The organism is Streptomyces sp. NPDC056479, assembly GCF_042795335.1.
Lineage (GTDB): Bacteria > Actinomycetota > Actinomycetes > Streptomycetales > Streptomycetaceae > Streptomyces.
This window is the reverse complement of sequence record NZ_JBHTRZ010000001.1, coordinates 613,504-626,848: the sequence shown is the minus strand read 5'-3', so window position 1 is coordinate 626,848 and position 13,345 is coordinate 613,504. Positions and strand designations below refer to the sequence as shown.

The following is a 13,345-nucleotide window of genomic DNA, read 5'->3' as shown; positions in this document are numbered from 1 at the left end:
CCGAGGCCATGCCCGTCATCGACGCCTGGATGCAGCACCCGACGCCGCGTCACGCCAATCACGAGATGTTCGAGTCGCTGCGCCGGTGGACCGGCATGGAGCGGCTCGACAAGCCGCTGCCCGTCGAGGTCACGGTGGCCGCGCTCGAGGCCGCGGACGTGGAGGTGGGCCTCGCGGCCGCCTGGTACGGACCGCGGGGTGCGCTGATCGACAACGACGAGGTGGCCGCGTTCGCCGAGGAGTCCGGCGGGCGGCTGCGCGGAGTGGCGGGCGCCGATCTCGCCCGGCCCATGGAGGCGGTGCGGGAACTGCGCCGCGCGGTGGAGGAGTTGGGGTTCGTGGCGCTGCGCGTCATCCCCTGGCTGTGGGAGCTGCCGCCCACGGACCGGCTGTACTACCCGCTGTACGCGGCCTGCGTGGACCTCGGTGTGCCGTTCTGCACCCAGGTCGGGCACACGGGCCCGCTGCGGCCGTCGGAGACGGGGCGGCCCATCCCGTACATCGACCAGGTCGCACTGGACTTCCCGGAGCTCACGATCGTGTGCGGACACATCGGCTACCCATGGACCACGGAGATGATCGCGGTCGCCGACAAGCACGCCAACGTGTACATCGACACCAGCGCCTACACCGTCCGCCGCTATCCGCCGGAACTGGTGCAGTATCTGCGCGGGCGGGGCCGCCGCAAAGTCCTCTTCGGCTCCAACTACCCCATGATCACACCGAGTCGGGCGCTGGAGCAGCTGGACACCCTGGACCTGGACGAGGAGACGCGGGAGCTGTTCCTGCACGGCAACGCCCGCCGCGTCTTCGCCCTCTGATCCCGCTCGCGGCACTCAGCGCACGAGACAGGGCCGCTTGGCGTCGAAGGTCCAGCCCTCGATCAGGTACCGCATGCCGACGGCATCGTCCCGGCCCGACAGGGCGTTCTCCTGGTACCGCTCATGCGCCGCGAGGAGCCGGTCCATGTCCAGTTCGACGCCGAGTCCGGGCGTGTCCGGCACGGCGACCTCGCCGCCGGTGATCCTGGGCGGCTCCACGGTGAGCCGTTCCAGCCCCTCCTGCCAGATCCAGTGCGTGTCCAGGGCGTTGTAGTCACCGGGGGCGGCGGCTCCACAGTGGGCCATCATCGCCAGCGAGATGTCGAAGTGGTTGTTGGAGTGGCAGCCCCAGGTCAGCCCCATCGCGTTGCACAGCTGGGCGACGCGCACCGAGCCCTGCATGGTCCAGAAGTGCGGGTCGGCCAGCGGGATGGACACCGACTGCAGGGCCAGTGCGTGGGTGAGCTGGCGCCAGTCCGTGGCGATCATGTTGGTCGCCGTGGGCAGGCCGGTGGCCCGGCGGAACTCCGCGAGGATCTCCCGGCCCGAGTAGCCGCCCTCGGCGCCGCAGGGGTCCTCGGCGTAGGCGAGGGTGCCGACCAGGGGGCGGCACAGTTCGACGGCCTCACGCAGGGACCAGGCGCCGTTGGGGTCGAGGGTGATCCGCGCGTCGGGGAAGCGTTCCTTGAGCGCGGTCACGGCCTTCACCTCCTCCGCGCCGGCCAGGACACCGCCCTTGAGCTTGAAGTCGCGGAAGCCGTAGTGGTCGTAGGCGACCTCGGCCTGCCGGACGATCGCCTCGGGGGTCAGCGCCTCCTCGTGCCGGACGCGGTACCACTCGACGGCCGAGTCCTTCTCGCGGACGTAGTCCAGGTCGGTGCGGTCCGGATCGCCGACGTAGAAGAGGTAGCCGAGGACGCGTACGGCGTCGCGCTGCCTGCCGTCACCGAGCAGGGCGGCGACCGGCACTTCCAGGTGCTGCCCGAGCAGGTCGAGGAGGGCGGACTCGACGGCGGTGACGGCGTGGACCGTGGTCCGCAGGTCGAAGGTCTGCGCGCCGCGACCGCCGGAGTCACGGTCGGCGAACGTCGCTCCGATCGTGGCCAGGACGTTCTTGTAGTCGCCCACTCGGGCGCCGACGACCAGGGGTTCGGCGTCCCGCAGGGTCCGTGTGATCTTCTCTCCGCCGGGCACCTCGCCGAGACCCGTACGGCCCTCGGAGTCCTCCAGGACCACGACGTTGCGGGTGAAGTACGGGGCGTGGGCGCCGGAGAGGTTGAGGAGCATCGAGTCCCGGCCGGCGACCGGATACACGGAGAAGCGGGTGACGACAGGCTGGCTCATGACGGGAGGTGCCGTTCTCGTGAGGGCGGGCAGGGGGTCAGACGCCGAGGGCGTCGAGTATCTGTTCCAGGACCAGTACGCCACCGAGGCCGAGGATCGCGAGCACCGTCGTGTAGGTGGTGCGCGCCTTGATGGCGTCGAGGACGGACAGGTTGAAGTACTCCTTGAACATCCAGAAGCCCGGGTCGTTGACGTGGGAGAAGGCGATCGAGCCGCAGGAGACGGCGAGCACCATCACCTCGGGGTGGACGCCGCTGCCCGCGAGCAGCGGCAGCGCCACACCGGAGGCGGTGACGACGGCGACGGTCGCGGAGCCGAGGGCCACGCGGAGGATGGCCGCGATCAGCCAGGCCAGGATGATCGGGGAGATGGACCAGCCGTCGGTGGCGTCCTTGATGTAGTCGGATATCCCGCCCTCGACGAGGACGTTCTTGAAGGCGCCGCCCGCGCCGATGACCAGCAGGATCATCGCCATGGCCTGGGCGGCCTCCTTGCAGGAGGCACTGACCTCGGCCAGGCTGCGGCCGACGCGCGGGCCGAAGGCCCAGATGGCCACGAGCAGGGTGAGCAGCAGGGCGATCGGCGCGGAGCCGATGAAGGCGACGAAGTGCAGCAGGCCGCTGTCGCCGGAGGCCGCCAGATCGGTCACCGCGGCACCGGCGATCAGCACCACGGGCAGCAGGGCGACGGACAGCGACCAGCCCACGCCGGGCATCTCGTCGTCCTCGAAGACCCGCTCGCTCACCAGACCCTTGGGGATGGAGGGGTTCATGGCCCGCACGAAGGGCAGGCGCGGCCACAGCAGGGCGATGAACGCGCCGACCGGGACGGCGATGAACAGGCCGTAGAACAGGGTGAGTCCGACGGACGCGTGGAAGGTGGCGGCCACCGCGGTGGGGCCGGGGTGGGGCGGCAGGAAGCTGTGCATGGTGGACAGGGCGATCGACATGGGCAGCCCCACCCACAGCAGGTTCGCCCGGGTGACCCGGACGAGGGTGAAGGCGATCGGCACGATGATGACGAAGGCCACCTCGTAGAACATCGTCACGCCGATGAGCATGGCCGTCAGCACCATGGCGACCTGGACCCAGCGGGGCCCGCACACCTCCAGGAGCTTGCCGGCTATGCGCTGGGCGGCGCCGGAATCTCCCATCACCCGGCCGACCATGGCCCCGAGGCCGATGGTGAGCATCGTGTCGCCTATCTGGTCGCCGATGCCCTCGGCGAGCACGTCCGGGATCTTCTCCAGCCCGATTCCCTGCACCAGACCGACGCCCACGGCCACCAGGAGCAGGGCGGCGAAGCCGTTCAGTTTGAGCCTGGTCATCAGGACGAGCAGGACCAGCACGCTGATCCCGACCACCACGAGCGGCATATGTCAGTTCTCCTTTGAACGCCGGCCGCTTACGTTCAACCCACTGAATGGGGTCCTCACATGAAGACGTCGTCTACATATGAGGACGGAGATTATGTTCGTGGATGGTCAAGGTCAATGGGTCTGCGCCTGTGGATTACCGCGGCCGCAGGTTCAGCCGACGCCCGGCGCGGCCCGCCAGCCGCTCCAGTGCAGGACGGTGATCACGATCACCGGCCCTGTCGGAGGCTCCTGCCGGTACTGGGGGTACTTCCCCCGCAGCAGTTCGATGGCCTCGGCGTACTCGCCGCGGGCCGCCTCCTCGGGCGCGTCGGGCGGCAGGATCCGTGCGCCGCCGTCCGCCCTGACCCACCACAGCCGGTCCCAGTCGCCGTCGTACTCGTCCGCCAGCAGACAGACGGCCGGACGGACGGCGATGTTGTGCAGCCGCTTCAGCCCCCGCGATCGCTTCGGCTTGCCGTCCACGGCGGTGACGATCTCGTCGCCGCTCGCCGCGAACACGACCGGCACCAGATGCGGACGGCCTTCGGGGTCGACCGTCGCCAGCCGTGCGACGGACGCCGTGGCGAACCGCTCCCGTGCCTCGTCCAGCTCCATGTCCGGCATGTCGGCTCCTTCGGTCCCGGCGGTACACGGTGCCTTGTCTCGGGTACCCCTATTCGTGTAGCACTCCTCGGGACGGCTCGGCGGATCAGGTGGTGCCGATGGTCGGTGACACGGACGACGACATCCAGGCGCGGCGGCGCGGCGACAGCGGCCATCGGGCGGTGCCGCACACGGCCGACGTGCGGATCGAGGCCTGGGGCGTGAGCCGGGAGCGCTGTCTGGTGGAGGCCGCGCTGGCGATGGCGGAGTGCTTCGCCGACGTCACGGCGGTTCGGCCGACCTCGGTGGAGCGGATACGGCTGGCCCAGGACAGCGACGAGGGGCTGCTGACCGCGCTCCTCGACGAGGTCGTCGTACGTATCGACGAGGACGGCCGGGTGCCGGTCGACCTGGAGGCGGACGTCACGGAGGGCGATCTGGATGTGCGGCTCGCCCTCGCCGAACTGGCGGACGTGCAGGTCACCGACGCCATTCCGAAGGACATCACCTGGCACGGCTTGAGCATCGGACCGGGTCCCTACGGGTGGTCCTGTGCGGTGACCGTGGACGTGTGAGGGGCTGGGTGCGGCGCCGGGGCGGGCGTTCCCCGCGGTCTGCACGTGCTCGTACCGTGGAGACATGAGCGGCGGCACGGTGACGCTGTTCGTCTGCGGCGACGTGATGCTCGGACGCGGCGTCGACCAGATCCTGGCCCGGCCCGGCGATCCGGTGCTGCGGGAGGGGTACGTCACGGACGCCCGCTCCTACGTGAGCATGGCGGAGTCGGTGAACGGACCGATCCCGGCGCCGGTCGATCCGTCCTGGCCGTGGGGCGAGGCGCTGCGGCTGCTTGAGGCGAGTCACCCGGACGCCCGGATCGTCAATCTGGAGACGTCCGTCACGCGCAGCGACGCGTTCGAGCCCGGCAAGGCGGTCCACTACCGCATGCATCCGGCCAACCTGCCCGCCCTCACCGTGGCCCGGCCCGATGTCTGTGTGCTGGCCAACAACCATGTGCAGGACTTCGGTCGCGCAGGGCTCAGGGAGACCCTCGACGTGCTGCACGGGGCGGGACTGCGGACGGCGGGCGCCGGGCGCAGCGCCGAGGAGGCGTACGCACCCGTGGCGCTGCCGCTCCCCCACGGCGGCCGGCTGCTGGTCTTCGCCCTCGGCGCGGGCGACAGCGGCATCCCGGCGAGCTGGGCGGCGACTGCGGAGCTGTCCGGTGTCGCCCATCTGCCCGATCTGTCACCGGCCACGGCCGCCGCCGCGGTGCGCCGGGTACGGAAGGTGAAGCGGGCCGGCGACCTCGTGGTCGTGTCCGTGCACTGGGGCTCCAACTGGGGCTACCCCGTCCCGCGAGATCAGTGCCACTTCGCGCACGCCCTGGTGGACGGCGGGGCCGACCTCGTGCACGGCCACTCCTCGCACCACCCGCGCGCCATCGAGGTCTACCGGGACCGGCTGATCCTGCACGGCTGCGGCGACTTCATCGACGACTACGAGGGCATCCCCGGCTACGAGCGGTACCGCGACGACCTCCGCATCGCGTACTTCATCACGCTGGCGGCGGACACGGGCGCGCTCACCGACCTGCGCATGGAGCCCCTGCTGGCCCGCCGGATGCGCCTGGAACCGGCGCCGGAGAAGGACCGCGGCTGGCTGCACACGACCCTCGACCGGATCGGTCACGGCGTCCACGTCACCCTGGGTCCGGACGGCGCGCTCACCCTCGACAGGTCCGCCGCCCCGGGGTGAGCCTCAGTCGCCCCGCAGCGCTGCCAGCACATCGGCGTCGGTGAGCTGACGGAAGTCCTCGTACCACTCGCCGACCGAGCTGAACAGCGGCGGCTGCTGCAGAGAGACGAACTCGTCGACCTCCCGGCGCAGTTCCTCGGCCGCTTCCGGAGCGCAGACGGGCACGGCGAGCACCAGGCGCTCAGGGCCCTGATGGCGTACGGCCCGCAGGGCCGCGCGCGCGGTGGAGCCGGTCGCCACACCGTCGTCGACGACGACGGCGGTACGGCCGCGCAGCTCAGGAGCCGGGCGGCCCTGCCGATAGCACTCCTCGCGCCGGCGCAGCTCCTTGCGCTCCCGTTCCACCACCGGCGCCAGGTCGGCCTCGCCCAGCCCCAGCCGGGACAGCGTGAGCTCGTCGTAGAGCACCGGGCCGTCGCCCGCGACCGCGCCGACCCCGAACTCCTCGTGGAACGGCGCCCCGATCTTGCGGACGACCAGGACGTCCAGTGGGGCTTGCAGTACCCGGGCGATCTCCCGGGCGACCGCTACGCCGCCGCGCGGCAGTGCGAGGACGACGGGATGCGGCAGGGTGCCCTTCTCCTGCCGGAGGCGCAGTTGCTCCGCCAGCTCCCGCCCGGCCTCCGCGCGGTCACGGAACCGCATGGGTCTCCCCTTCCGTCGGTCGCCGCGTACCCCGCCCGCCGATATCGGACACCCCACCGGACTCGGCCGTCACCCGAGGGTCTGGCCGACGATCACTGGATGGTCCAGCCGACGCTGCCCACGCCCGAGCTGTAGATCGCACAGACACCCGACGACTCGCCGTACTGACCCGGCGCCAGCGTCACCCACTGGCCGGAGACGTCCGGGGCCCAGCCGCAGACGATCTCGGCGCGGAAGGTGACGGTGCGGTCGGTGTTGTTCTTGCAGCCCGCGATGCCGTGGTCAGGGTTGTTGTTGTGCACCCAGCCGTCACAGTCGACGGTGCCGACCATGGTGGCGACGTCGCCGGGCGCCGCCTGCGCCGGGGCTGCCAGGCCGCCGAGGGTGAGGGCCAGGGCGGACAGGGTGGTGGTCAGGCCGGCCGCGACGATGTTCTTCCTGCGGTTCATGTGCGTCCCCGTGAAGTAGTGGTCCGTTCGGACTTGCCGCCTTCAGTGAAGGTCAGCGGCTCTTCAACGGGAACCTCAGAGTTGGCAGGGTGGTATTCGCCCTTACTCGTCCGACGAATCGGATGTACCGGATGTACCTGATGTACCGGATGAGCCCGACGTGTCTGATGCATCCGTGCCGTTCCAGTCGTACGGCCCGCCGCCGCGCCACTCGATCAGTTCGGGGTCGTCGACGGCCCGGTCCTCGCCGGGCAGACCCGCGCGGTGCACCAGGTCCATGACGTCGAACAGGCTGTACGCGGTGCCCGTCGGCTCGCCACGGATCGTCACCTGACGCCCGCCGTCCGACTCCGGCGGCGACACCACCACAAGGGGACGCGTGTTCATGCCACCACCATGCGCTCTGAGTGGCGCGTACGCAGCCCGGCGTACCGGCCACAGTTGAATTGTCACCAATACGGGTCGTCAGCGGGCCGTCAGCGTCGATACCGCCCGACGAGTGTCCCGCTGGCCAGTTCCTGCTGGTCGAGGACCTGGTGGGCTTCGCCGGCCGTCGCTCGCTCCGGAATGGAGACGGGCGCCGGGAGGGCGTAGAGCCGGAAGAAGTACCGGTGCGCGTCATCGCCGGCCGGGGGCTGGGGGCCGCCCCAGCCCGATTCCCCGTACCCGTTGCGGTGCGGGTGGCTGCCCGGGGTCGTGCGGCCGGCCGGCAGTCCGTCGGCGTGCGGATCGATACCGGTGACCAGCCAGTGGACGAACGTCCCCGACGGGGCGTCCGGGTCCTCGCACAGCAGGGCCAGTTCCACCGCCTCGTCGGGCACCCCGGACCAGGTCAGGGGCGGGGAGAGGTTCTCACCCTCCTTGGCGTACCGGCGCGGGATCATCGCCTGGTCCTCGAACGCGGAACTGTTGAGTTCGATGCCTGTCATGCGCGCCGCAGTACCCAGCGGGGCGACGGCCACACGCCGCATCGGCGGGCGGCTCGTTTCGCGGTCTGTCCCGCAGGGCACTCGGCGGCTGCGCCGACCACGAGGGAGGAGTGCCGTGCCATTCCGCGACCGTACCCACGCCGGACAGGAGCTCGGCCTGCGGCTGGTCGAGTGGGCCGACTCGGGCGACCTGATCAATGTGCTGGTGCTGGCCCTGCCGCCCGGTGGCGTGCCCGTGGCCTGTGAGGTCGCCCGTGCCCTGCACGCCCCGCTGGACGTGCTGGTCGCCGGCGAGATCAGCACCCCGATCCGGCCGGAGACACCGATCGGCGCGATCGTCGCCGACGACCCGCCGCTGTACGACCGGCAGAGCCTGGCGATGATGCATCTGTCCGAGGACCGGCTCGGCGATGTGGTCGTAGAGGAACGCAACGAACTGCACCGCCTCGAATACCTCTACCGCGGCCGCGGCCCGCCCCCGTCCGTCGACGGCCGCACGGTCGTCCTCGTCGACGACGGCCTGACCACCGGCCTGACCACCGCGGCCGCGCTGCGCTTCCTGCGCCGCCACGGCCCGGCGCGGCTGATCCTGGCGGTCCCCGTCGGCAGCCCGCGGACCATGGCCGCCATCCGCTCCGAGTGCGACGATCTCGTATGCCTCGAACAGCCGCCCGGCCTCCATGCGGCAGGTGAGTGGTACGAGGACTTCGGCCGGGTCTCCGACACACAGGTCACGGACGCGCTGCACACCTTCCACGCGACGGCCTGACGCGGGGCGAGCCGCCACACCCGTCAGGCCGTCATCCCGGGTCGATCAGCGCGAGGCCGAGGTCGGCCCGGTGGACCTTCGCCAGCGCCGCCGGGCTGTCCCGCACGATCACCTCCAGGGTGGGCCACACCTGCCCCTCCAGCAGATGCCCGCCGCGTGTCGTCCCGTCCGACAGGCCCAGTACGGCGTGCAGATGGGCGGTCGGTCCGTCCTCGCCGACGGCGATGTCCCCCAGCAGGGACAGCACCTCGCACTGCTCGTCGATCCCGATGTGCCGGTAGTCCTTGGCCGCCCGGTCGAACCACCCCACGACCGCCTGTGAGAAGGCGCCGACGGCGGTCACCTGGGACGCCCTCAGATCCCGCTCCCTGGCGAAGCCGGTGATCTCGGCGAGGGCGTCCTCACCCGGAGCCAGCACCAGGACGTACACCGCTTCCGGGGTCTGCTGCACCTGTTGCCACTTCATGCCCGCACGGGTACCCGCACGCGCCCTCCGACTCACCGGTCACGCGGCGCCTCGACGGCCACCGTGACATCGTGGTGCCATGGCCATAGAAGTCCGCCCGGCAACCGTCTTCGAGGACGTCCGTGCGGTTCTCGGCCCGAAGTCGCCCACGGCGAACGTCTGTTGGTGCCTGAGCTACCGGATCCCGTCGAAGCTGAACAACGAGCTGCGCGGACCGGCCCGCGGTGAGTACGTCGCCGAGCTGTGCCACGCCGATCCCCCTCCCGGGGTGCTGGCCTACGACGGTGACGAACCGGTCGGGTGGGCCGCCGTCGGCCCGCGCTCGGCCACCTCCTTCGCCCGCAACCGCAAGATCCCACACGTCGACGAGCTGCCGGTCTGGTCGCTGTGGTGCATCCGCGTCCGGCCCGGCCATCGCAAGCACGGCATCACCCACGCCCTCATCGCCGGCGCGGTCGAGTTCGCGCGCGAGCGGGGCGCGCCGGTGATCGAGGCGTACCCGCTCGACAACGGCGCCGCCCGGGTCGATCTGACGATGGCGTACGCCGGGCTCCGCAAGAACTTCGAACGCGCGGGGTTCGTCCATGCCGCCGACACGACATCCGTGCTGTCCGGTCATCCACGCATCCTGATGCGGCTCGACCTGCGCTGACGGGCCGGCCTCGCACGGGCTCAGTGCACCGAGAATCCTCCGTCGACGAAGATCGACTGCCCGGTGACGTAGGCGGAGGCACGGCTCGCGAGGAACACCGCCGCGCCCGCGAAGTCCTCCGCCAGGCCGTTGCGCCCGATCATCGTGCGGGCGGCGAGCGCCTCGACCTTCCGCGGGTCGGAGGACAGGCGTTCGTTGAGGGGCGTCATCACGAATCCGGGCACGAGCGTGTTGCAGGTGACGCCGTACGGCGACCAGGCCTCCGCCTGTGAGCGGGCCAGCGATTCCAGCGCCCCCTTGGAGACGCCGTAGGCGCCGCTGTTGACGAACGCCCGGTGCGCCTGCTGTGAGGTGACGTGGATGATCCGCCCGAAGCCCCGCTCCGCCATGCCGGGCCCGAACCGCTGGCCCAGCAGATGCGGTGCCTCCAGGTTCACGGCCATCGTGGTGTCCCAGACGTCCTCGCCCAGCTCCTCCATCGGCGGCCGCAGATTGACGCCGGCGCAGTTGACGAGGATGTCGGGCTCGCCCAACGCCTCGACCGCCTCCTCTGCCGCCGCACGCACACCGTCCCGCGTGCCCAGGTCCGCGCTCACCCAGGCGGCACGGCAGCCATAGGCCTCCAACTCGCCCACCGTGGCGGCCAGTTCGGCCTTCCTGCGCGCGACGACCACGACACCGGCGCCCGCGCGGGCGAGGGCCTCGGTGATGGCCCGGCCGATGCCTGAACTGCCGCCGGTGACGACGGCGACGCGGCCTTGAAGGGAGAACAGCTCGGAGAGATATGCCTGCGAGATCATCTGCGCACCTTAGGCCGCGCGGTGACGGCTCGGATGCCCGGGGCCGCGTCGTGTGAGCCCGCCGACCGCGGGCACTCGATGCCCACGGCGGGTCCGTCCGGGCCGCCGTCCCAGTCTGGAGGTGGAGAACATGGGTCATGGCGGAAACGTGATCGACGAGCTCATGACCGATCACCGCGAGGTCGAGGAGCTCTTCGGCCGGATCGAGGGGCTCGCGCCCCGTCACAAGGACCGCAAGCTCTACGCCGACCAGGTCACGATGGAGCTGGTGCGGCACTCGGTGGCCGAGGAGGCCTACCTGTACCCGGCCGTGCGCCGGCACGTGGCCGGCGGGGACGCCATCGCCGACCGGGAGATCGAGGACCACTCCAAGGCCGAGCAGATCATGAAGGACCTGGAGGGGTGCGACGCCGACGACCCCCGGTTCGACCGGCTCATCGGGATGCTGATGACCGAGGTCCGCTCCCATATCGCCGACGAGGAGGGCAACCTCTTCCCCCAGCTGCGCGCGACCTGCCCGCCGGACGCGCTCGACGAACTGGGCGACAAGGTGCGTCAGGCCAAGAAGGTGGCACCGACCCGTCCGCACCCGTTCGCCCCGGACAAGCCGCCGGCCAACAAGCTGCTGGCTCCCGGAGTCGGCCTCGTCGACCGCCTGCGTGACGCGCTGACGGGACGGGGCAAGAAGGCCTGACGCCGTCCTCGCGTCGCGCGGCCGTGGGGTGCCCCGCGGCCCCCTCAGGCGAGGAGCGCCGGGCCGGGGTCGAGGCGCTCGTGGAGTGCCGGGCGGTGCAGGGCCGCCACCGGGGCCACGAGGTCGGGGTGACGCAGCAGGGCTGCCGCCTCGCGGTCGTGGGCATCGGGTGACACCAGGCGCCGGAAGTCGATCGGGGCGGCGGTCGTACGGCCGCCGTCGGCGATCGTGGCGACCGCGCGCCGGGCCAGCTCGGCGTCGGTGAGCAGACAGGCGGCCCAGCTCGCCACGACCTCGTCCACCCAGGTCCGCCAGGCGAGGTCGTCCGGCTCCCCGAGGGGGGTGGCGTCGGCGCCGGTGATCCAGTCCAGACCGGCCGAGCCGCCGGGGCCGGCCATGTGGACCAGGGCGGCGTCCGTCGGCGTCGGGTAGCGCAGCCACGCCGCGACCGTGACGGCCTGGCGGGCCTGCACCTCGCCCAGGGCAGCGGCGAGGGCGCCGCCGCACGCCGGGTAGGAACGCGTCAGCCATTCGGTGGTCGCCGCGATGAGCGGGGAGAGATCTGCGAGCACTGCCGGGCCGTCCGGGGTACGGGCGATGGGCTTGCCCAGGGCCGGCTGCACACCGGCCGGACATCCATCTGATGAACGGGAATCCATCAAACGGTAGCCCGTGGCCCCCGGTGGCGGACATGCCTGTGAGCGGGTGAGCGGCGTGGTCTCGCCCACACCGGGGCGCGGTGCTCAGGCGGCGCTGTAGCCGAGCTGGCGCCTCATGTAGGGCGTCATGAGGGTCTTCGCCTTGGCGACGGTCGTGGTGCGGCCGCCGAGGACCGCCGCCTCGCCGCCGGGCACGGGCAGGACGGTCACTCCGTCGGCCGGGCCGAACGGGACGATCAGCGGGGTGCGATGGATCGGCCGGTAGAAACGGGGCCGCTTGCGGTGCTTGCCGGCGCTGTTCAGATAGGCGCGGATGTTGTGGGCGGCCAGGTCGGCCTGGGCGAGCGCGGCCGGGGTGATCTTGAGGTCGGTGGCGTCGTTGACGTCGCCGACGGCGAACACGTCCAGCCGCCCCCGCACCCGCAGCGCCTCGTCGACCTTGACGTGTCCCGTGCCGTTCAGCCAGTCCCCGTGCCCGGCCAGCCGCAGCCAGAGGGTGTTGGGCGTGGTGCCCGTCGCCCAGAAGGAGCGGTCGGCCTCGATGAGGTTTCCGCGGGCGTCGCGGTAGGTGCCGAAGTCGTTGCCGGGGGACATGATGGAGTCCAGCCACACCTGCACGCCGTGCGACTCCAGCCAGGTCCGCGCCTTGCGTCCGGCCCGCGCACTGCCCGTGGAGTGCAGCAGCTCGGGCCCGGAGTGAGCGAGGGTGACCCGGGCCTCGGGCCGGGCGAGACGGATCTCGGCGCTGAGCTCGACGCCGGAGGGGCCGCCGCCGACGACCAGGACGTGCTCGGCCGCGGCGATCTGCTGCTGGTGGGTGACGAAGGACTTCACCGCCTCCTCGGTGGTGGTGCCGGTGAAGCGGGCCGGTTCGGGGTAGTCGGCGCCGGTGGCGATCACCAGGACGTCGTAGGGCAGCCGCTCACCCGTCCCGAGGACCACCTGTCGTTCGGTGGTGTCGATGCGGATCGCCTTGCCCACGGCCACACGGCCGTTGCCCAGCAGCCGGTCGTACGGGATGAAGGGGCTGTGCGACCAGTCCGGACGCACGCCGGCGCGCAGGGAGGCGATGCGGTGGAAGAAGACCTCTTTGCGATCCACCAGCGTGACCCGGGCCGTCGTGTCGAGCCGCTTTGCCAGACGCACGCCGGCATAGCCGCCGCCGATCACCACTACGTCGCCGTCGAGCACGCCGAGTCTCCTGTGCTGGTGGGGGGAGAGGAGGAGCGAGGGACGCGACGGGTGGGCCCGTCGCCGGCCGCTCCCCCGTTGCCGCGAGCCTATCCGCTTGAAACATAAATAATTGCTGGGGCTCAGTGTGCGTTCTGTGAAGGGTGGGGCTGCTGGGACAGGGGTGCACCCGCACCCGGGACCAAGAGAAAAACGTCCAGGCCGACCC

Annotated in this window: 17 protein-coding genes; 6 read left to right on the top strand and 11 right to left on the bottom strand. The window is 71.3% G+C overall.

The features are described 5' to 3' along the window. Nucleotides 1-8: 8 nt before the first annotated feature. On the top strand, nucleotides 9-821 hold the full coding sequence (locus ACFQ6S_RS02780; protein ID WP_383402432.1) for an amidohydrolase family protein: 813 nt from the start codon (nucleotides 9-11) through the stop codon (nucleotides 819-821). Nucleotides 822-836: 15 nt separating this feature from the next. Here ACFQ6S_RS02780 and ACFQ6S_RS02775 read toward each other — a convergent pair whose 3' ends face one another. The 3 genes from ACFQ6S_RS02775 to ACFQ6S_RS02765 all read right to left on the bottom strand — a co-directional run bounded on the left by ACFQ6S_RS02775 (nucleotide 837) and on the right by ACFQ6S_RS02765 (nucleotide 4,146). Continuing rightward, on the bottom strand, nucleotides 837-2,165 hold the full coding sequence (locus ACFQ6S_RS02775) for an enolase C-terminal domain-like protein (protein WP_383402429.1): 1,329 nt from the start codon (nucleotides 2,163-2,165) through the stop codon (nucleotides 837-839). A 37-nt stretch (nucleotides 2,166-2,202) separates the two neighbouring features. Further along, on the bottom strand, nucleotides 2,203-3,540 hold the full coding sequence (locus tag ACFQ6S_RS02770; protein ID WP_383402426.1) for a gluconate:H+ symporter: 1,338 nt from the start codon (nucleotides 3,538-3,540) through the stop codon (nucleotides 2,203-2,205). A gap of 153 nt (nucleotides 3,541-3,693) precedes the next feature. Next, on the bottom strand, nucleotides 3,694-4,146 hold the full coding sequence (locus ACFQ6S_RS02765; protein ID WP_383402424.1) for a TIGR03668 family PPOX class F420-dependent oxidoreductase: 453 nt from the start codon (nucleotides 4,144-4,146) through the stop codon (nucleotides 3,694-3,696). A gap of 98 nt (nucleotides 4,147-4,244) precedes the next feature. Here ACFQ6S_RS02765 and ACFQ6S_RS02760 point away from each other — a divergent pair, with 98 nt between their 5' ends. Both ACFQ6S_RS02760 and ACFQ6S_RS02755 read left to right on the top strand, forming a co-directional pair. Further along, a complete protein-coding gene (locus tag ACFQ6S_RS02760) occupies nucleotides 4,245-4,700 on the top strand; it encodes an archease (protein WP_383402422.1) in 456 nt (151 codons plus the stop codon). Nucleotides 4,701-4,764: 64 nt separating this feature from the next. Further along, the gene (locus tag ACFQ6S_RS02755; RefSeq protein ID WP_383402419.1) at nucleotides 4,765-5,883 is read left to right on the top strand and encodes a CapA family protein; all 1,119 of its coding nucleotides are present in this window, start codon (nucleotides 4,765-4,767) and stop codon (nucleotides 5,881-5,883) included. 3 nt (nucleotides 5,884-5,886) lie between these two features. Here the strand turns inward: ACFQ6S_RS02755 and ACFQ6S_RS02750 are convergent, their stop codons facing one another. From ACFQ6S_RS02750 to ACFQ6S_RS02735, 4 genes are all read right to left on the bottom strand, one after another. Further along, nucleotides 5,887-6,528: a phosphoribosyltransferase gene (locus tag ACFQ6S_RS02750; protein WP_383402416.1), complete on the bottom strand. Its 642-nt coding sequence runs from the start codon at nucleotides 6,526-6,528 to the stop codon at nucleotides 5,887-5,889. Nucleotides 6,529-6,620: 92 nt separating this feature from the next. Then, on the bottom strand, nucleotides 6,621-6,977 hold the full coding sequence (locus ACFQ6S_RS02745; protein ID WP_383402413.1) for a hypothetical protein: 357 nt from the start codon (nucleotides 6,975-6,977) through the stop codon (nucleotides 6,621-6,623). 102 nt (nucleotides 6,978-7,079) lie between these two features. Beyond that, nucleotides 7,080-7,364, bottom strand: a complete 285-nt coding sequence (locus ACFQ6S_RS02740) for a hypothetical protein (RefSeq protein WP_383402410.1) — start codon at nucleotides 7,362-7,364, stop codon at nucleotides 7,080-7,082. An 89-nt stretch (nucleotides 7,365-7,453) separates the two neighbouring features. Next, the gene (locus tag ACFQ6S_RS02735) at nucleotides 7,454-7,906 is read right to left on the bottom strand and encodes a YbhB/YbcL family Raf kinase inhibitor-like protein (protein ID WP_383402408.1); all 453 of its coding nucleotides are present in this window, start codon (nucleotides 7,904-7,906) and stop codon (nucleotides 7,454-7,456) included. A gap of 115 nt (nucleotides 7,907-8,021) precedes the next feature. Here ACFQ6S_RS02735 and ACFQ6S_RS02730 point away from each other — a divergent pair, with 115 nt between their 5' ends. Beyond that, nucleotides 8,022-8,675 (top strand): phosphoribosyltransferase, encoded by a 654-nt coding sequence (locus tag ACFQ6S_RS02730; protein WP_383402405.1) that lies wholly within the window; start codon nucleotides 8,022-8,024, stop codon nucleotides 8,673-8,675. Nucleotides 8,676-8,706: 31 nt separating this feature from the next. Here the strand turns inward: ACFQ6S_RS02730 and ACFQ6S_RS02725 are convergent, their stop codons facing one another. Continuing rightward, nucleotides 8,707-9,141 carry a PPC domain-containing DNA-binding protein gene (locus tag ACFQ6S_RS02725; RefSeq protein ID WP_383402402.1) on the bottom strand — a complete coding sequence of 145 codons (435 nt, stop codon included), beginning with the start codon at nucleotides 9,139-9,141 and terminating at the stop codon, nucleotides 8,707-8,709. A 79-nt stretch (nucleotides 9,142-9,220) separates the two neighbouring features. On the opposite strand from ACFQ6S_RS02725, the gene ACFQ6S_RS02720 reads away from it, so the two are divergent. Next, nucleotides 9,221-9,793: a GNAT family N-acetyltransferase gene (locus tag ACFQ6S_RS02720; protein ID WP_383402399.1), complete on the top strand. Its 573-nt coding sequence runs from the start codon at nucleotides 9,221-9,223 to the stop codon at nucleotides 9,791-9,793. A gap of 20 nt (nucleotides 9,794-9,813) precedes the next feature. Here ACFQ6S_RS02720 and ACFQ6S_RS02715 read toward each other — a convergent pair whose 3' ends face one another. Further along, a complete protein-coding gene (locus ACFQ6S_RS02715) occupies nucleotides 9,814-10,593 on the bottom strand; it encodes an SDR family NAD(P)-dependent oxidoreductase (RefSeq protein ID WP_383402397.1) in 780 nt (259 codons plus the stop codon). A 130-nt stretch (nucleotides 10,594-10,723) separates the two neighbouring features. Between ACFQ6S_RS02715 and ACFQ6S_RS02710 the strand changes: the two genes are divergently transcribed. Beyond that, on the top strand, nucleotides 10,724-11,287 hold the full coding sequence (locus tag ACFQ6S_RS02710; protein WP_383402394.1) for a hemerythrin domain-containing protein: 564 nt from the start codon (nucleotides 10,724-10,726) through the stop codon (nucleotides 11,285-11,287). A gap of 44 nt (nucleotides 11,288-11,331) precedes the next feature. Here ACFQ6S_RS02710 and ACFQ6S_RS02705 read toward each other — a convergent pair whose 3' ends face one another. Together ACFQ6S_RS02705 and ACFQ6S_RS02700 are read right to left on the bottom strand one after the other, a co-directional pair. Continuing rightward, nucleotides 11,332-11,859, bottom strand: coding sequence for a hypothetical protein (locus tag ACFQ6S_RS02705; RefSeq protein WP_383404284.1), 528 nt, complete (start codon nucleotides 11,857-11,859; stop codon nucleotides 11,332-11,334). 171 nt (nucleotides 11,860-12,030) lie between these two features. Further along, a complete protein-coding gene (locus ACFQ6S_RS02700) occupies nucleotides 12,031-13,137 on the bottom strand; it encodes an NAD(P)/FAD-dependent oxidoreductase (RefSeq protein ID WP_383402391.1) in 1,107 nt (368 codons plus the stop codon). Nucleotides 13,138-13,345 lie beyond the last annotated feature (208 nt).